General features: G+C 72.6%; 18 protein-coding genes. 6 read left to right on the top strand and 12 right to left on the bottom strand.

Annotation, left to right across the window (positions count from 1 at the left end):
• The first annotated feature begins 2 nt into the window (after positions 1-2).
• Together ACZ58V_RS35070 and ACZ58V_RS35065 are read left to right on the top strand one after the other, a co-directional pair.
• Complete coding sequence (locus ACZ58V_RS35070) at positions 3-2804, top strand: ABC transporter permease subunit (protein ID WP_471295201.1); 2802 nt, start codon at positions 3-5, stop codon at positions 2802-2804.
• Positions 2801-3442, top strand: a complete 642-nt coding sequence (locus ACZ58V_RS35065; RefSeq protein WP_471295199.1) for an ATP-binding cassette domain-containing protein — start codon at positions 2801-2803, stop codon at positions 3440-3442. The genes ACZ58V_RS35070 and ACZ58V_RS35065 overlap by 4 nt, the downstream gene beginning before the upstream one ends.
• 86 nt (positions 3443-3528) lie before the next feature.
• On the opposite strand, the gene ACZ58V_RS35060 is transcribed toward ACZ58V_RS35065, so the two are convergent.
• Positions 3529-4167 (bottom strand): LysM peptidoglycan-binding domain-containing protein, encoded by a 639-nt coding sequence (locus ACZ58V_RS35060; protein WP_471295197.1) that lies wholly within the window; start codon positions 4165-4167, stop codon positions 3529-3531.
• A 543-nt stretch (positions 4168-4710) separates the two neighbouring features.
• Here ACZ58V_RS35060 and ACZ58V_RS35055 point away from each other — a divergent pair.
• Complete coding sequence (locus ACZ58V_RS35055; protein WP_468197134.1) at positions 4711-5493, top strand: hypothetical protein; 783 nt, start codon at positions 4711-4713, stop codon at positions 5491-5493.
• 86 nt (positions 5494-5579) lie between these two features.
• Positions 5580-5969, top strand: coding sequence for a hypothetical protein (locus ACZ58V_RS35050; RefSeq protein ID WP_468197131.1), 390 nt, complete (start codon positions 5580-5582; stop codon positions 5967-5969).
• 60 nt (positions 5970-6029) lie between these two features.
• On the opposite strand, the gene der is transcribed toward ACZ58V_RS35050, so the two are convergent.
• The 5 genes from der to aroH form a co-directional block, all read right to left on the bottom strand.
• A complete protein-coding gene (gene der / locus ACZ58V_RS35045; RefSeq protein ID WP_468197129.1) occupies positions 6030-7514 on the bottom strand; it encodes a ribosome biogenesis GTPase Der in 1485 nt (494 codons plus the stop codon).
• An 80-nt stretch (positions 7515-7594) separates the two neighbouring features.
• Entirely contained in the window at positions 7595-8242 is a 648-nt protein-coding gene (locus tag ACZ58V_RS35040) for a lysophospholipid acyltransferase family protein (protein WP_468197127.1), read from the bottom strand.
• Entirely contained in the window at positions 8239-8919 is a 681-nt protein-coding gene (gene cmk / locus ACZ58V_RS35035; protein WP_471295193.1) for a (d)CMP kinase, read from the bottom strand. Before cmk ends, ACZ58V_RS35040 begins: the two co-directional genes overlap by 4 nt.
• A gap of 116 nt (positions 8920-9035) precedes the next feature.
• The gene (locus ACZ58V_RS35030) at positions 9036-10121 is read right to left on the bottom strand and encodes a prephenate dehydrogenase (protein WP_468197124.1); all 1086 of its coding nucleotides are present in this window, start codon (positions 10119-10121) and stop codon (positions 9036-9038) included.
• Positions 10118-10480, bottom strand: a complete 363-nt coding sequence (gene aroH / locus ACZ58V_RS35025) for a chorismate mutase (protein WP_468197122.1) — start codon at positions 10478-10480, stop codon at positions 10118-10120. Before aroH ends, ACZ58V_RS35030 begins: the two co-directional genes overlap by 4 nt.
• 180 nt (positions 10481-10660) lie before the next feature.
• Here aroH and ACZ58V_RS35020 point away from each other — a divergent pair, with 180 nt between their 5' ends.
• Entirely contained in the window at positions 10661-11101 is a 441-nt protein-coding gene (locus tag ACZ58V_RS35020; protein WP_471295191.1) for a Rieske (2Fe-2S) protein, read from the top strand.
• 22 nt (positions 11102-11123) lie between these two features.
• Entirely contained in the window at positions 11124-11822 is a 699-nt protein-coding gene (locus ACZ58V_RS35015; RefSeq protein WP_471295190.1) for a nucleotidyltransferase domain-containing protein, read from the top strand.
• Between the two features lie 3 nt (positions 11823-11825).
• Here ACZ58V_RS35015 and ACZ58V_RS35010 read toward each other — a convergent pair whose 3' ends face one another.
• The 6 genes from ACZ58V_RS35010 to ACZ58V_RS34985 form a co-directional block, all read right to left on the bottom strand.
• Entirely contained in the window at positions 11826-12845 is a 1020-nt protein-coding gene (locus ACZ58V_RS35010; RefSeq protein WP_471295188.1) for an ADP-ribosylglycohydrolase family protein, read from the bottom strand.
• Positions 12846-12919: 74 nt separating this feature from the next.
• Positions 12920-13984: a pseudouridine synthase gene (locus ACZ58V_RS35005; RefSeq protein ID WP_189731127.1), complete on the bottom strand. Its 1065-nt coding sequence runs from the start codon at positions 13982-13984 to the stop codon at positions 12920-12922.
• A complete protein-coding gene (scpB, locus tag ACZ58V_RS35000) occupies positions 13984-14670 on the bottom strand; it encodes an SMC-Scp complex subunit ScpB (RefSeq protein ID WP_468197112.1) in 687 nt (228 codons plus the stop codon). The genes ACZ58V_RS35005 and scpB overlap by 1 nt, the downstream gene beginning before the upstream one ends.
• A complete protein-coding gene (locus tag ACZ58V_RS34995; protein ID WP_471295185.1) occupies positions 14667-15905 on the bottom strand; it encodes a segregation and condensation protein A in 1239 nt (412 codons plus the stop codon). The genes scpB and ACZ58V_RS34995 overlap by 4 nt, the downstream gene beginning before the upstream one ends.
• Before the next feature lie 18 nt (positions 15906-15923).
• Positions 15924-16490: a hypothetical protein gene (locus ACZ58V_RS34990; RefSeq protein ID WP_468197495.1), complete on the bottom strand. Its 567-nt coding sequence runs from the start codon at positions 16488-16490 to the stop codon at positions 15924-15926.
• Entirely contained in the window at positions 16487-17614 is a 1128-nt protein-coding gene (locus tag ACZ58V_RS34985; protein WP_215122371.1) for a ParA family protein, read from the bottom strand. The genes ACZ58V_RS34990 and ACZ58V_RS34985 overlap by 4 nt, the downstream gene beginning before the upstream one ends.
• Positions 17615-17825: the final 211 nt, after the last annotated feature.

Here is a 17825-nt window from a genome sequence, read left to right as displayed (position 1 = left end):
CGATGTCCTCGCTGACGTACGACCTCACCCTGGCCGGCCTCTCGGTCGGCAGCGCGGCGGCGCTGACCGGGATCGGCCTGATCGTGACGTACCGCGCGACCGGCGTGCTCAACTTCGCGCACGGCGCGATCGCGATGGTGTGCGCGTATGTGCTGCGGCAGTGCGTGGTCGAGTGGGGCTGGCCGCTGTGGCTCGGGGCCACGGTGACCCTGCTGGTGCTGGCGCCGGGGCTGGGGGTCGTGCTGGAACGGTTCGTCTTCCGGCCGCTGGCCGTCCTCGGCGGTGACCCGGCGCAGACGCTGGTGGCGTCCATCGGGGTGTTCGTGCTGCTGGTGGGCGGGGCGGCGCTGCTGTGGGGGCAGGGGGCGCGGGAGGACGCGCCGGAGCTGGTGCCTGACGAGCCGTGGGGGCAGCTGGCGGTGGTGCTGGTGCTGGCCGCCGGGGTCGCGGTAGTGGTCCGCCGGACGCGGTTCGGGCGGGAGCTGCGGGCCGTGGTCGACGACCGGCAGCTCGCCGTGCTGGGCGGCATCGACGCGGACCGGGTCGCGGCCGCTGGCTGGGCGTTCGGCTCCTTCACGGCGGGCCTGACGGGCGTGCTGCTGGCGCCGTACGTGCGTCTCGACCCGTACGGGCTGCCGCTGCTCGTGATGGAGGTCGTGGCGGTCGCGGTGGCCGCGCGGATGCGGAGCCTGCCGGTCGCGGTGGTGGTGGCGCTGGCCATCGGGGTGGCGCAGAGCCAGCTGACGCGGCTGCATCCGTCGGGCTGGGGCGAGCCGCTGCTCCAGGCCGTCGGCACGAACCTGTTCGTCGTCGCGCTGCTGATCGCGGCCCTGGTGCTGCCGGGCGTGGGCACCCGGGACGCGCTGCCGCGCACCGCCACCGCCCGGGTCCCGACACCGCCCGGCGCGTGGATCGTGGCGGCCGTGCTGTTCCTGCTGCCGCTGGGCCTGGCCGGCCGTGACCTGCACACCTCGGTCCAGGTGCCGGCGCTGGCCGTGATCCTGCTGTCCCTGGTGGTGGTCACCGGCCGGGGCGGCCAGATCTCGCTGGGCCAGGCGGCGTACGCGGGTCTGGGCGCCCTGTTCACCGCGCTGCTGGCGGCCGGCCGCTTCCCGGGGCTGCCCCGCCTGCCGGAGCTGGCGGCCCTCGCGGTGGCGGTCGTCCTGGTGGCGCCGCTCGGCCTGCTCACCGGCTGGCCGGCGATCGGCCGCCGGGGCCTGGCGCTGGCGCTCGCGACCTTCGCGGTCGGCGTGGGAGTGAGCCGCTTCGTCTTCGCCCAGCCGTACGCCACGTCGGGCCTGTCGCTGGGCCGCCCGGCGGGCTTCGACGGGGACCGTGCCTACTACGTCCTGGAGCTGCTCCTGCTGGCGGTCGCGCTGCTGGCGACGCACGCCCTGCGCCGGGGGCGGACGGGCCGGGCCCTCGCGGCCATGCGGGACCACGAGCGGGGCGCGCAGGCGGCGGGCGTCCAGGTGCCGTCCCTCAAGCTGCTGGCCTTCGTCGCGGGCGCCGCGCTGGCCGCGCTGGGCGGCGGCATGCTCGGCATGGGCCTGCGCGCCTTCGACGCCGCCGCGTACGACCCGGTGCGCGGCCTGCTGTGGTTCGCGGCGGTCGTGGTGCTGGGCGCCGACAGCACCCTCGGCGCCCTCGCCGCCGCAGCCCTCCTGGTCGGCCTGGACGCGGGCACCCGGGGCGGTGTCGCCGCGGCGCTGATCGGCGTCCTGGCGATCCTCGTGGGCCGCTTCCCCGGCGGCCCCTACGAGGCCCTGCGTACGGCGGCGGAACTCCTGCGGTTGCGCCGCACCCCGGCCCTGACACCGGTGGGTGCCCGGGCCCGCGCGCTGCTGCGCCCGGCGGAGCCGCGTACGGCCCGGAGCGCGCCGGTACCGACGGGGGCGACGCGCGTGGCACGGAGGGCGGAGGGCACGGGTGCGGCCGGGCGGCGCGAGCACGGGAACGGCGAGAGCGGCTCAGGACGCGGCCCGTCGGGCCGGGCACCCCACCGCCTGCCTGGCGACGGTAGCCGCCCGCCGGCCGGCCGGCCGCGCGCGGCGGCGCCCGTCCGCGCCACCCCACCGCCTTCGGGCCCGACCGCCACGGCCCCCGCCGCTCCCCTCCTCACCGCCCGTCACCTCCACGCCCGCTACGGCGGCTTCACCGCGCTCGACGGAGTCGACCTGGCCCTCTCCCCCGGCCGGATCACCGCCGTCGTGGGCCCCAACGGGGCGGGGAAGAGCACCCTGTTCCACTGTCTGGCCGGGACGCTGCGCCCCGCGCGCGGGGCCGTGTGGCTCGGCGGGCGGGACATCACCGGGCTGCCCGCTCACGCCCGGACCCGGCTCGGTGTCGCACGGACGTTCCAGCAACTGGCCGTCTTCCCGTCGCTGACCGTGGCCGAGAACGTCCGGGTGGGCGCCGAGCAGGGCCGGGTGAGCGACCCGGGCGCGGTGGAGCGGACGCTCAGGCTGCTCGGGCTGGACGGGCCGGTGCGGGCGCTGCCCGCCGCCGGGCTGCCCACCGGGACACTGCGCCGCGTGGAGCTGGCCCGGGTCCTCGCGGGCGGCCCCCGCGTGCTGCTGCTCGACGAGCCCGCCGCCGGCCTCGACAGCGCCGAAGTGGCCGCCCTGGCCCGGGTCCTGAAGGCCCTGGCCGCAGACGGCACGGCCCTGCTCGTCGTCGAGCACGACCTGGACCTGGTCGCGGGCCTCGCCGATGTCGTGCACGTGATGACCGCGGGCCGGATCGTCGCCTCCGGTCCGCCCGAGCGCGTCCTGGACGCCCTGGGAACGGCGGCCGGCCGATGACGACGATCTCCCTGCGCCACGCGCGCGTGCGCTACGGCCCGCTGGAGGCCCTGCACGGCGTCACCCTCGCGGCGCCCGGCCCCGGCCTCACCGTCCTGCTGGGCCGCAACGGCTCCGGCCGCACGACCGTCCTGCGCGCGCTGGCCGGCACCGTGCCCCTGTCGGGCGGGGCGGTGGTGTGGGACGGCGCCGACGTGACCCGCGTACCGGCGTACGAGCGGGCCCGGCGCGGGCTGTGCCTGGTGCCGGAGCGGCAGGCCGTGTTCGGCTCGCTCAGCGTGCGCGAGAACCTCGGACTCGCCGCCCCGGACCATGCCCCGGCCCTCGACGCCTATCCGCAGCTGCGTCCCTTGCTTGAGCGGCGCGCCGGCACCCTCTCCGGCGGGGAGCAGCGCATGCTCGCGCTGTCCCGGGCCTTGCTGGCACGCGCGCGCGTGGTGCTCGTCGACGAGCCCGCCCAGGGCATGTCGCCCGCGGTCGCGGCCCGGACGTACGAGCTGCTGAGCGCGCTCGACGCGTGCGTGGTGATCGCCGAGCAGCGGCTGCCGCCCGATCTGCGGGACCGGCCCGCGATCGTCTACGAACTGCGCCGCGGGTCGGTCGTGTTCGCCGGGGAGGCGGGCGAGCTCAGGCGATGACCGACGGCCGGCGCCCGGCACGACAAGGTCCCGCCCGGTCGAGCGACCGGACGGGACCCCTTGTTCCGGCGAGGTGGAACAGCGGCTCAGATGTCGAGGCGCAGGCCGGGCACGATCATGTGGGGATCACCGCCGATGGCTGACTTGTTGGCGGCGTAGAGGCGCTGCCAGGTGGTCCCGTGCCGGGCGGCGACGCCGCTCAGGGTGTCGCCCTCGCGGACGGTGTAGTCGCCGCGGGACGTGCTGCGGTTCGGGTGTGGTGCGGAACGCTCCGGCGCCTTCCACTGCTTCTCCGGAGCGGGCCTGGAGGCGACCGGGTCGGCGGCGGAGGCCGCGGGTGCGCTTCCGCTCGCCCCGGCGCGAGCCGAGCAGGTCGGCCAGGCGCCCCAGCCCTGGGCGCGCTGGACCTTGGTGGCGACGGCGATCTGCTGGGACTTGCTCGCCTGGTCGGCGGTGGCCGCGTAGGCCGTGCCGCCGTAGGCGCTCCAGGTCGAGGGGGCGAACTGGAGTCCGCCGTAGTAGCCGTTGCCGGTGTTGATGTGCCAGTTGCCGCCGCTCTCGCACTGGGCGATGCGGTCCCACACTCCGCTGTCAGCCGCCGCGGCGTTGCCGGTCGCCGCCAGCAGTCCGAGGGGGGCGAGCAACGCCGCCCCGGCGAGGACCGCCGTCGTACGAACCGGGTTCTTCCGAGCGTTGTCGCGGGTGATATCGGCACATTCGGACATGTAGTTCCCTCTCGAAACACCCGGGGTCCCCCAAGGCGGAACGCCACTCCACGCGCCATGGGGCACGTGGATCGCGCTCGCCCCGCCCGCCGGTGGTGGTGCTGCGCGGTTCCGGAGAACCGTGCGGCCGGCTGACGTACCCGAGCGGTGCTCGCTGCACACGGCGGAGGAATCTAAGGAGTTGACGGCCTGTCATCAACCAGGGGCCCGTCACTCCAGGCCAGTTCACCGATACCTCGGGTAACGGCAATTTCCGGACACCCACTTCATTCCTGGATTTCATGATTTGTCGACCAACCGGCTGAGTGGCATGTGACCCACCTCACCACTTCAACGCCCTTTACAATCAAGGGACTTGACCGTGAGTGCGCGATTCCGTGCCGAACGTGACCCTGCGCGCCGGTTGGTTCGATTCCGTTCGCCCTGGGGCGTGACTCCCGCCACAGATCGCCCGTTGTCTTCTTCATGAGCCGGGGCCTACCCGGACCACGGGCCGGGAGCCACCCGGCTTTGCCACGCACCGCATCCCCGAGGGAGCCCCCCGTGCCGCGCATGCTCGACGTCAGCGACGAGGTACGCGCCGAGATCGGCGACGAAGAAGCAGACCGTCTGCTCGCCGGAGAGACCGCCCCGGGCAGTTACGACTGCACGTCCTGCCGCACTCCGGGCGACTCCGAGCAGGAGCGCACCAGCACCGTCCTCTTCATCGGGGACGAGACCGCCGTCCTCGCCTTCGCCCACTCCGGCTGCCTGCCCTCGCAGGTCGTCCAGGTGACCGAGGAGCAGCTCCGGGGCGCCGTGAAGTCCATCGCCGGCGACACCGGCGGCATGGTGTCCGACCAGACGGCGCCCGAGCCGGCGGTGCTCGGCGTGACCAGCGGGCTCGTCCTGATCGCCGGGGAACTGCACCCGGCCCTGGTGGTGGAGCCGACCGTGCCCGTCGCCCGGCCCGGCGCGACCGGCTCCGGTGACGACTTCCTGCCGCTGCTCATCGAGCAGGGCTTCATGCCGCTGACCGACCTGTCCGCCGTACCGCCGGTGCTGCACGGCTGGTCGGTGCTGCTCGCTGTGGGCCAGCTGCACGCGGTGCTCCAGCCCGGCAGCAACGGCGGACAGCCGGTGGCCTGGTGGCAGGCGCACCAGCCGCTCCAGGTGACCGACCCCTGGCGCGCGGCCGCCAACAAGCACCAGCAGGTACTGATGTTCGCCGCGCCCGTCGGCTCGATCGGCCATCAGCCGCGCGAGGACCTGATGCGGGACGCCCTGGACAAGGCGGCGGCGACCGGAAAGCTGGTCGGCGCGGCCCTGCCGCTGGCCGGCACCTGAGCCCGCGGGTCACCCGCACGGCCCCCACACCCGCGAAAGCCGTACGCGGGCCGCATCCCTTGACCCGCGGGGTCGTTTGGACATACGTGCACGCATACGACGTTTCACGCCGCCAGTCCTACTCGTCGATCCCCTCCGCGCGGTCGGCTCAGGACTCCCAGGGCAGCCCATCGGCCACGCCGATCTACGACGCGCTCTACGCCGAGTACGTCAAGTCCTTCCGCGCACTGCCCGGCGACCGCAGCGGCGAGGAAAAGCTGGGGTTCACCGCCTTCGGGACCATCCCGCACAGTACGGGCTCGTACAGCTATTCGTACGGCAGCTCGTACAGTGCGTACAGCGCGGGGGCCCAGAGCGCCCGGCATGCCGCCGGACACCAGCCGCACTGGCAGCGCGTCGGGACCGTCAGCGCACACGGCACGGCGATGCACTATGTGCCGGCCGCCCTGCCGCCGGTACCACGAAGCGGCGTCTGAGCGAGCACCGAAACGGTGGAAGGGCGGCCCCCGCGGGGGCCGCCCTTCCACCGTTTCGCGTTACTTCTTCTTCGCGCCGCGCTTCTCGCGCACCCGCACCGAGATGTGGATCGGCGTGCCCTCGAAGCCGAACTCCTCGCGCAGACGGCGCTCGATGAAGCGCCGGTAGCCCGCCTCGATGAAGCCGGAGGCGAACAGCACGAACCGCGGCGGCTTGGTGCCCGCCTGCGTGCCGAACAGGATGCGCGGCTGCTTGCCGCCCCGGACCGGGTGCGGGTGGGCGGCGACCAGCTCACCGAGGAAGGCGTTCAGCCGGCCCGTCGGGACCCGGGTCTCCCAGCCCGCCAGGGCCGTCTCGATCGCCGGGACCAGCTTCTCCATGTGGCGCCCGGTGCGCGCCGAGACGTTCACCCGCGGGGCCCACGCCACCTGGCCGAGCTCGGTCTCGATCTCCCGCTCCAGGTAGTAGCGGCGCTCCTCGTCGAGGGTGTCCCACTTGTTGAAGGCGACGACGATCGCGCGGCCCGCCTCCACGGCCATGGTGACGATCCGCTGGTCCTGCACCGAGATCGACTCGGCGGCGTCGATGAGGATGACGGCGACCTCCGCCTTCTCGACGGCGGCGGCCGTGCGCAGCGAGGCGTAGTAGTCGGCGCCCTGCTGGAGGTGGACGCGCTTGCGGATGCCCGCCGTGTCGACGAACTTCCAGGTGACGCCGCCGAGTTCGATCAGCTCGTCGACCGGGTCACGGGTGGTGCCCGCCAGCTCGTTGACGACGACGCGCTCCTCGTTCGCCACCTTGTTCAGCAGCGAGGACTTACCGACGTTCGGGCGGCCGATCAGCGCGATGCGGCGCGGCCCGCCGATACCGCCCGGGCCGAACGCCTCGCGCGGGGCCTCGGGCAGCGCCTCCAGCACCTGGTCCAGCATGTCGCCGGTGCCCCGGCCGTGCAGCGCCGAGACGGGGTACGGCTCCCCCAGGCCCAGCGACCACAGGTACGCCGCGTCGGCCTCGCCGCTGGGGCCGTCCACCTTGTTGGCGCACAGCACGACCGGCTTGCCGGCCTTGCGCAGCAGTCGTACGACGGCCTCGTCGGTGTCGGTGGCGCCGACCTTGGCGTCGACGACGAAGACGACCGCGTCGGCGGCCTCGATGGCGTACTCGGCCTGGGCGGCCACGGAGGCGTCGATGCCGAGGACGTCCTGCTCCCAGCCGCCGGTGTCGACGACCTTGAAGCGGCGGCCCGCCCACTCGGCCTCGTACGTCACCCGGTCGCGGGTGACACCCGGCTTGTCCTCGACGACCGCCTCACGGCGTCCGATGATGCGGTTCACGAGAGTCGACTTGCCGACATTGGGCCGGCCGACCACGGCGAGCACCGGCAGCGGGCCGTGCCCGGCCTCCTCGATCGCGCCCTCGACGTCCTCGGGGGCGAAGCCCTCCTCCGCGGCGAGCTCCATGAACTCCGCGTACTCGACGTCGCCGAGCGCCCCGTGGTCGTGCTCGTGCGGGGCCGAGCCGTCGGGCTGGATGTGGTCGTTCATGAAGTCCGTACCTCGTCGTTCATCTTGGTGGTCGGTGGAGTACCCGCTGTCTTCCGGGCTGATCCACTACTCAGTGTTGCCTAGCGCCTGGTGAGGCGCCTGGCGTTTTCCAGGTGGGCGGCGAGCTGCTTCTGGATGCGGCCGGTGGCCTCGTCCAGCGCCTTGCGCGTACGGCGCCCGCTGCCGTCGCCCGCGTCGAAGGGCTCGCCGAAGACGACGTCGACGCGCGAGCGCAGCGGGGGCAGCCCCTTTATCAACCGTCCGCGCCTGTCGGTGCTTCCCAGCACGGCGACCGGCACGATCGGGGCGCCGCCGCGCACCGCGAAGTACGCGAGCCCGGCGCGCAGCGAGGCGAAGTCGCCCTCGCCCCGGGTGCCCTCGGGGAAGATGCCGAGCACGCCGCCGTTCTCCAGCACGCCGAGCGCCCGGGTGATCGCCGTGCGGTCGGTGGTGTCGCGGTCCACCTTCAGCTGGCCGATGCCGGTCAGGAACGGGTCGAGCGGGCCGACGAACGCCTCCTTCTTGATCAGGAAGTGCGTCGGCCGGGGCGCCACGCCCATGACCATCGGGCCGTCGATGTTGTGGGAGTGGTTGACGGCGAGGATCACCGGGCCGGTCACCGGCACCCGCCAGGCGCCGAGCACGCGCGGCTTCCACAGCCCGTACATCAGGCCGACGCCGATGCGCCGCCCGACCTCGGCGCTCCGCGCCGAAGGCAGCTCGGTCACTTCCCTGCCCGCTTCTCCTCGACGAGGGTGACGACACACTCGATGACCTGGGCCAGCGTGAGCTCGGTGGTGTCCACCTCGACCGCGTCGCCGGCCTTGGCGAGCGGCGAGGTCTTGCGGCTGGAGTCTGCCGCGTCCCGCTTGATCAGGGCCTCACGGGTGGAGTGGACGTCGGAGCCCTTCAGCTCGCCGCTGCGGCGGGCGGCACGCGCCTCCGGGGAGGCGGTGAGGAAGATCTTCAGGTCGGCGTCGGGCAGCACGGTCGTGCCGATGTCACGGCCCTCGACCACGATGCCGTTCTCCGCTGAGGCGGCGATCGTGCGCTGCAGCTCGGTGATCCGGGCCCGCACGTCGGACACCGCGCTGACCGCGCTGACCTTGGAGGTGACCTCCTGGGTGCGGATCGGGCCGGCCACGTCGACGCCGTCGACGGTGATGGTCGGGCCCTGCGGGTCGGTGCCCGAGACGATCTCCGGCTTGCCGGTCGCGGCGGCGATGGCGGCGGGGTCGTCGATGTCGATGCCGTTGCTCACCATCCACCAGGTGATCGCCCGGTACTGGGCGCCGGTGTCCAGGTAGCTCAGCCCGAGCTGCGCCGCCACGGCCTTCGAGGTGCTCGACTTGCCCGTGCCGGAGGGGCCGTCGATGGCGACAATCACGGGCGTGGGGCTTTCCACAGTGGAGACCTTCCTGAACCGGGCTGGCGGGGGTGAGGGCGCGACTGCCCCGCACAAGGTTACTGGGTGCGGGTCACTCGTCCGGCCGCGCGTCGGCCAGCCACGTCCAGGATGCACTACTGCCGGATCGCCCAGCCCCGCTCGCGCAGCGCGGCACTCAGCACGGGTGCCGCCTTCGGCTCCACCATCAGCTGCACCAGACCGGCCTGCTGCCCGGTCGCGTGCTCGATCCGTACGTCCTCGATGTTGACGCCGGCCATGCCCGCGTCCGCGAAGATCCGGGCCAGCTGTCCCGGCTGGTCGTCGATGAGCACCGCCACGACCTCGTAGACCCGCGGGGCGGAGCCGTGCTTGCCGGGGACGCGGATCTGCCCCGCGTTGCCGCGCCGCAGGACGTCCTCGATGCCGGTGCTGCCCTCGCGGCGCTTGTGGTCGTCGGTGGACTGCAGGGCGCGCAGGGCCCGCACGGTCTCCTCCAGGTCACCGGCGACGTCCGTGAGCAGGTCGGCGACCGGCCCGGGGTTGGCGGAGAGGATGTCGATCCACATCCGGGGGTCGGACGCGGCGATCCGCGTCACATCCCGGATGCCCTGCCCGCACAGCCGTACGGCCGCCTCCTCGGCGTTCTCCAGACGCGCGGCGACCAGGCTGGACACCAGGTGGGGCATGTGGGAGACGAGGGCGACGGCACGGTCGTGGGCGTCGGCGTCCATCACCACCGGCACGGCACGGCAGTGCGAGACCAGTTCCAGGGCGAGGTTCAGCACCTCGGTGTCGGTGTCCCGGGTCGGGGTCAGCACCCAGGGCCGGCCCTCGAAGAGATCCCCGGTCGCGGCCAGCGGGCCGGACTTCTCCCGGCCCGACATGGGGTGCGTGCCGATGTAGGCGGTCAGGTCGAGGCCGCGTGCCTCCAGCTCGCGGCGCGGCCCGCCCTTGACGCTGGCGACGTCCAGGTAGCCGCGCGCCGCTCCGCGGAGCATGGCGTCGGCGAGCACGTCCGCCACGTGGGCGGGCGGGGCGGCGACGATCGCGAGGTCGACGGGCCCGTCCGGCGCCTCGTCGGTACCGGCCCCGAGCGCGGCCGCCGTGCGGGCCTGCTCCGGGTTCGGGTCGGCGAGGTGCACCGTGACGCCCCGCTGGGACAGGGCCAGGCCGGCGGACGTACCGATGAGGCCGGTGCCGATGACGAGTGCGGTTCTCACTGGGCGATGTCCTTGCGCAGGGCGGCCGCGGCGCCGAGGTAGACGTGGGCGATACCGGCCCGGGGCCGGTCGGACTCGATGTGCGCGAGAACCCGGACGACCCGGGGCATGGCGCCCTCGATGTCGAGTTCCTGGGCGCAGATCAGCGGTACGTCGACGATGCCGAGCTTGCGGGCGGCGGCCGCCGGGAAATCGCTGTGCAGGTCGGGCGTGGCCGTGAACCAGATGCTGATCAGGTCGTCGGCCGCGAGTTCGTTGCGCTCCAGGATCGCCGTGAGCAGGGCTCCGACCCGCTCGTCCATGTGCCCGGCTTCGTCCCGCTCGAGTTGGACGGCCCCCCGGACCGCTCGTACCGCCACGGCGCTGCTCCTTGCTGACGTGCGTGTCGCTCTACGTCCGTCCAGCCTAGTCAGCCCGCGCGAACGGGATGCGCGGCGCCCGCCCGATGAGACACCGGAATTACTATTCCTTGGGTATTTTCAGTGCCAAGATTCAGAAAAGTCCCTTTTCTTCCGTTTTGGCACTTTCGGAGTGACGACATGACGTACGACACCACGCGCCGGACGGTTCTCCTCGCGACGGGCGCGACAGGCGCGGTGGCGCTGGTCGCGGCCTGCGGCGGGGACGGCGGCGACAACGGCTCCACGTCGACGGTCTCCCCCACCGGCAAGGAGACTACGGACGCCCCCGCCGGTCAGGAGCTGGCCTCCACCGACGAGATCCCGGTCGGCGGCGGCAAGATCTTCAAGAACGAGGAGGTCGTGGTGACCCAGCCGGAGCAGGGTCGGTTCAAGGGGTTCTCGGCCATCTGCACCCACCAGCGCTGCCTGGTGACGACGGTCTCCGACGGCACGATCAACTGCCCCTGCCACGGCAGCAAGTTCCGCATCGCCGACGGCGCGGTGGCCCATGGCCCGGCGACCCGCGCCCTGCCGGCCGAGCAGATCACCGTGGAGGGAAACTCGGTCCGCCTCACGTGAGAGTCCGCGTACTCTCCCGGGCATGCGGCCCGATCACCTGATACGCGACCATACGATCTACGCCTGCGTGATGGGCTCCCGCGCCTTCGGTCTTGCGACGGACGGCAGCGACACCGACCGCCGTGGCGTGTTCCTGGCTCCCACGCCTCTGTTCTGGCGCCTCGACAAGCCTCCGACGCACGTCGAGGGCCCGGCCGAGGAGCAGTTCAGCTGGGAGCTGGAGCGCTTCTGCGAGCTGGCCCTGCGTGCCAATCCGAACATCCTGGAGTGCCTGCACTCCCCGCTCGTGCAGTACGCCGACGACACGGGCCGCGAGCTCCTGGCCCTGCGGGAGGCGTTCCTCTCCCGGCGGGTCCACGTGACGTTCACGCGGTACGCGTACGGCCAGCGCCGCAAGCTGGAGGCCGATGTCCGTACCCACGGCGCCCCGCGCTGGAAGCACGCGATGCATCTGCTGCGCTTGCTCATCAGCGCCCGCGACGCGCTGCGCACGGGCACGCTCACGGTCGATGTCGGTGACCAGCGTGAGCCGCTGCTCGCGGTGAAGCGCGGCGAGGTGCCCTGGTCCGGCGTCGAGTCCTGGATGACCCGCCTGGAAGCGGAGACCGCCGAGGCCGCCACGCGCAGCCCGCTCCCGGCCGAACCGGACCGGGAGCGCGTGGAGGACTTCCTCGTCCGCGTCCGCAGGGCCTCGGCCCTGCGGACGGACCCGGGCCGCTAGGACTCACGCGTCCCAGAGCGCCCCGAGGGTCAGCAGGTCGCTGCGGTACTCGATACGGCCGGCCCACTCGGCCGGCCAGACCTCGGCCCCCAGGTACGCGCCGGCGAAGGCGCCCGCCAGGCAGGCGATCGAGTCGGAGTCGCCGGCGGTGCAGGCGGCGCGGCGCAGGGCCGTCACCGGCTCGTCGGGGAAGAGCAGGAAGCACAGCAGCCCGGTCGCCAGGGCCTCCTCCGCGATCCAGCCCTCGCCGGTGGCCAGGCACGGGTCGTCCTCGGGCGAGACGGTTCCCACGGCGTGCCGGAGGCGGTCGAGGATGGCCAGACACTCGTCCCAGCCGAGCGCGATGAACTGCTCGGGCGTCGGAGCCTTGGCCCGGGTCCACAGGTCGCCGAGCCAGCTCTCATGGTAGTGGCTGCGGTTCTCCAAGGCGTACGAACGGAGCAGGCCGATCAGCTCGCCCGGCTCGGCACCCGTCGCGAGCAGTCGTACGGCGTGCGCGGTGAGGTCGGACGCGGCGAGCGCGGTGGGGTGCCCGTGGGTGAGGGCGGACTGCAACTGGGCGGCGCCCGCGCGCTGTTCGTCGCTCAGGCCCTGGATCACACCCAGGGGCGCGACGCGCATGTTGGCGCCGCAGCCCTTGGACTGGATCTGGCTGGCGTCCTGCCAGGGGCGGTCCGTGTGCTCCAGCAGGCGGCAGGCCCGCAGGCAGGTGTTGCCGGGGGCGCGGTTGTTCTCGGGCGAGCGGTTCCAGGCGATGAACTCCTGCCGCACGGCCTCGGCCATCCCCTCGGGCTCCAGCACGCCCCGGTCCATCGCCGCCCGTACGCCCCTGCCGAGCGCCAGTGTCATCTGCGTGTCGTCGGTGACCAGCGCCGGCGTCGGCAGCTCCAGCTGCCGCCACGGACCGAATCTGGCGACGATCCTGTCCACCAGGCTGAACTCGGTCGGATAGCCGAGCGCGTCCCCAAGCGCGAGGCCTGTGAGCGTTCCGGTGGCGGCTTGCTTGTGGACGAGCGTGGCCATCTGCAGGAGTCCTTCCGTTCCCCGCGCCCTTCGGGGCGTGGGGAACTCACAGCGTGCGGAGTGTCCGCACCAGCCTAGAGATCGACTTCCTGCATCAGCATGCCGACCTCGGTGTTGGACAACCGCCGCAGCCAGCCCGACTTCTGGTCGCCCAGGGTGATCGGCCCGAAGGCGACCCGCACCAGCTTGTCGACCGGGAAACCGGCCTCCGCGAGCATCCGCCGCACGATGTGCTTGCGGCCCTCGTGGAGGGTGACCTCGACGAGGTAGTTCTTGCCGGTCTGCTGGACGACCCGGAAGTGGTCCGCGCGCGCGTAGCCGTCCTCCAGCTGGATGCCGTCCTTGAGCTGCTTGCCGAGGTCGCGAGGGATGGGGCCGACGATGTGCGCGAGGTAGGTCTTCTTCACGCCGTACTTCGGGTGGGTCAGCCGGTGCGCCAGCTCGCCGTGGTTGGTGAGCAGGATGACACCCTCGGTCTCGGTGTCGAGCCGGCCGACGTGGAAGAGCCGGGTCTCGCGGTTGGTGACGTAGTCACCGAGGCACTGCCGGCCCTCCGGGTCCTCCATCGTCGACACGACACCGGCGGGCTTGTTCAGCGAGAAGAACTGGAAGCGCTGCGTGGCGACGGTGAGCCCGTCGACCTTGATCTCGTCCTTCTCCGGGTCGACGCGCCGACCCTGTTCCAGGACGATCTCGCCGTTGATCTCGACCCGGGCTTCCTCGATCAGCTCCTCACAGGCGCGCCGGGAGCCGAAGCCCGCGCGTGCGAGCACCTTCTGGAGCCGCTCGCCCTCCTGCTCGGCGCCCGGGAAGGTCTTGGGCAGCTTGACGTCCTTCTTCCCGGCGTACCGGTCGCGGTTGCGCTCCTCGATCTGCGCCTCGTACTCACGAGGGCGCGCCGGAGCCGTACGCCCACGCTGCTGGGGCTGCTTGGGACCGCCCTTGGCACCGCCGCGCGCCGCACCGCCGCGCCCGGACTTGGGCCCGTCCTTCGTCGCCCCTGGGCCCACGTCGTAGCGGCGCTCCTCGGGGCGGGGCTTGCTGGGGCGGCCCTGCCCCTGCTTGTCATCCCTGTTGTTGCCGGCGCCGCGGTGATTGCCGCGCCCGCCGTTTCCGCCGTTCCTGCCGCTGCTTCGCATCAAAGTTCCGTCTGGTCGTCTTCGTCGTCGGTACCCGGGTTCACCGGGCGGCCCGGCACGTCGTCATCAGGCGCGTCCGGGTCGAACGACGGTACGCCCTCCTGGGTCTCGGCCTCGATCGCCTCCGCCTCCGGGAGGAAGGGCGCGAGCTCCGGGAGCTCGTCCAGACCGCGCAGGCCCATCCGCTCCAGGAAGTAGTTCGTCGTCGTGTACAGGATCGCACCTGTTTCGGGTTCCGTGCCCGCCTCCTCGACCAGACCCCGTTGCAGGAGGGTCCGCATGACGCCGTCGCAGTTGACTCCGCGCACGGCCGAGACCCGGCTGCGGCTGACCGGCTGCCGGTACGCGACGACGGCCAGGGTCTCCAGGGCGGCCTGGGTGAGGCGGGCCTGCTGGCCGTCCAGCACGAAGCGCTCGACGGCGGGGGCGTACTCGGCGCGGGTGTAGAAACGCCAGCCGTTCGCGACGAACCGCAGTTCGAAGCCGCGCCCCTGGACCGTGTACTCGTCGGCCAGCGCGCGCAGCGCGTCCGTGATCTGGCGGCGCGGCCGGTCGAGGATCTTCGCGAGGTGCTCCTCGGTCGCGGGCTCGTCCACGACCATCAGGACGGCCTCCAGAGCGGGCTTGAGATCGAGGTCGGCGACGGTACGCGGCCCGGCCGGGATCTCGCTGATTTCTTCACTCACGCCGGTTTCTCCTCCTTCGGCGGCTCGGGCGGCCGGTCGAACTCGTCGGTGACGGTCGGTGCCTCGTCCCCGTCCCCGCCGGTCCACCGCACGAGCAGCTCGCCCAGCGCGGCCTCCTGCTCCAGCTCCACGGCCTTCTCGCGGTACAGCTCCAGCAGGGCGAGGAAGCGGGCCACGACGGTGAGGGTGTCGTCGGTGTCCTCGACGAGCGCCCGGAAGCTGACCTCGCCGAGCTCTCTGAGCCGGGCCACGACGATCTGGGCCTGTTCCTGCACGCTGACCAGCGGGGCGTGGATGTGGTCGACGTACACCTGCGGCCTGGGCTTGGGCTGCATCGCCTTCACGGCGAGCTTGGCGAACCCTTCCGCCCCGATGCTGATGACGACCTCGGGCAGCAGCTCGGCATGCTGCGGTTCGAGCCCGACGGTACGCGGATAGCGCCGGGCCTCGTCGTCGAGCCGCCCGCTGAAGATGTCCGCGATCCGCTTGTACGCGCGGTACTGGAGCAGCCGGGCGAACAGCAGATCCCGGGCTTCGAGCAGCGCCAGATCGCCCTCGTCCTCCACCTCGGCGGCGGGCAGCAGCCGTGCCGCCTTCAGATCGAGCAACGTGGCCGCGACGACGAGGAACTCGGTCGTCTCGTCCAGATCCCAGTCCGGCCCCAGCGCCCGGATGTACGCCATGAACTCATCGGTCACCTTCGACAGCGCGACCTCGGTGACGTCCAGCTTGTGCCTGGAGATCAACTGCAGCAGCAGATCGAAGGGACCTTCGAAGTTGGCGAGCCGAACCTTGAAGACCCCGTCACCGGCGTCGCCCGAGGCCTCGGACCCCGCAGTCGGCTCGACGGACCCTGCCTCCGCCGCGACCGGGACCCGAATCCCCGCCGCAACCGGCGCCTCGACAACCACCGCAGCCGAACCAGCCACCGCCGCCACGCCCGCCTCGACGGGCGCCACCGGCTCAACGGGCCGCGCCGTTGCGACAGCTTCCGTGGGCTCGACAGCCTCCGCGGCCTCGGCGGGCTCCACCTGCTCGGCCGCCGGCGCCGTGGCCTCCGCCACTGCCGGCTCAGCCGGTGCCACGGGCTCGGGCGGCGCGGCCTCGGGCCACGCCTCCGCAGGAGACGGCGGTGGCGGCTCCGGCTCCACCCGCGGAGCGCCCGGCCCCCGCCCCAACGCGCGCCGACGGCCGTTCGGGCCGTCGGCGGGTGGAGGGGAAGCGTTCGAGGTCATAGCCCCCGCAGGCTACCGTTACCGCCCGCGCAGGCGTCGTACGAGGATGCTGGCGTCTCCGCGGGTCTCCAGGTCGGCGAGGACCACGGCGACCGCCTCGCGGACGATGCGGCCGCGGTCGACCGCCAGGCCGTGCTCGCCGCGGAGCACGAGACGGGCGTGCTCCAGATCCATGAGTTCCTCGGCGGACACGTACACGGTGATCTTCTCGTCGTGCCGCTCACGGCCGCTGGGGCGGCGCGCGGCCGCCCGTCCGCGCTTGCGCGGCGCCGCGCCCGCGGCGGCAGAACCTTCCTGCGCCGCCTGGCGCCGCCCGGAGCCGGAGCGCTCCGCGGCCGCGGAGCGGCTGCGGGACTCCCCGGCATCGGCCGACTCCGCGTCCGCCGCCACATGCTCGGCGCCCTCGCCGTCGCCGCCCTGTGCGGGCACCGACTGCGGCGCGTCCTCAGCGCCCGCCGCCGCGTCGCCCTCACCCGCCGGAGCGGGCACCCGGGCGTCGCCGTTGACCTGGCGCCTGGGCGAGGACGACTGCAGCCCCATCCCCCCTGTCGTACGGAAGAGTTCGTCGGCCCCCGGCAGACTCACTCGGCGTGACACCGGGCGAGCACCTCCCTGGCGAGCTGGCGATAGGCGGCGGCACCGACGGAGTTGGAGGCGTACGTGGTGATCGGCTCACCGGCGACCGTGGTCTCCGGGAAACGGACCGTGCGCCCGATGACCGTGTGGTAGACGTGGTCGTCGAACGCCTCGACGACACGCGCGAGCACCTCACGGCTGTGCACGGTGCGCGAGTCGTACATCGTGGCGAGGATCCCGTCGAGCTCCAGCTCCGGGTTGAGCCGCTCCTGGACCTTCTCGATGGTCTCCGTCAGCAGCGCCACACCGCGCAGCGCGAAGAACTCGCACTCCAACGGCACTATCACCTTGTGCGCGGCCGTCAGGGCGTTGACCGTGAGCAGGCCGAGCGAGGGCTGGCAGTCGATGACGATGAAGTCGTAGTCGGGCAGCAGCGGCTTCAGGGCGCGCTGCAGTGTCGACTCGCGGGCGACCTCGGAGACCAGCTGGACCTCGGCCGCCGACAGGTCGATGTTGCTGGGCAGCAGGTCCATGTTGGGGACCGCCGTCTTCAGCAGCACCTCGTCGGCCGCCATGCCCCGCTCCATGAGCAGGTTGTAGACGGTGAGGTCGAGTTCCATCGGGTTGACGCCGAGACCGACCGACAGCGCGCCCTGCGGGTCGAAGTCCACGAGCAGGACCCGGCGTCCGTACTCCGCGAGCGCGGCTCCCAGGTTGATGGTCGACGTCGTCTTGCCGACGCCGCCCTTCTGGTTGCACATCGCGATGATCTTCGCGGGACCGTGGTCGCCCAGCGGGCCCGGGATCGGGAAGTACGGCAGCGGGCGCCCGGTCGGACCGATGCGCTCCCGGCGCTGTCTGGCCGCGTCGGGCGCGAGAGTGGCCGCGTACTCGGGGTCGGGCTCGTACTCCGCGTCGGGGTCGTAGAAGTGCCCCTCGGGCAGTTCGTCGTAGTCGGCGAGTTGGTTGTGGGGCGCGCCACTTCCGCCGCCGGCCATGGCGTTCACGTGATGGCCATCCATCTTCTGGTGTGCTGTGTGAGTCGCCTGCTGACTCTGGTGGGCTGCGAAGGTGCGCACAGCGACGGAGCCGACAGCCGCGAATCCCGCGGGCTCCTGGTCCCGTGCAGGCATTCCTGGTTGGCCACCCCCGGGAGTAAATGTCGACTCATTCACAAGTCGTCTTACCTCCTTGGTGACCAGGAAACTTCTAGACAGGTCAGCGTGGCACCATGCCGACGGTTGGCGACTCTATGGCGTGTCGGGCGTCCGCAGCAACACAATCCGCCGGACCCGGCCCGATGTGTCGGCAATGAAACATCCCGCTGTCAAGGGCGTACGGCCG

This window comes from Streptomyces sp. NPDC040589 (assembly GCF_055594445.1).
Note: the sequence above shows the minus strand (reverse complement) of the source record. Positions and strands in the feature narration are given on the sequence as shown.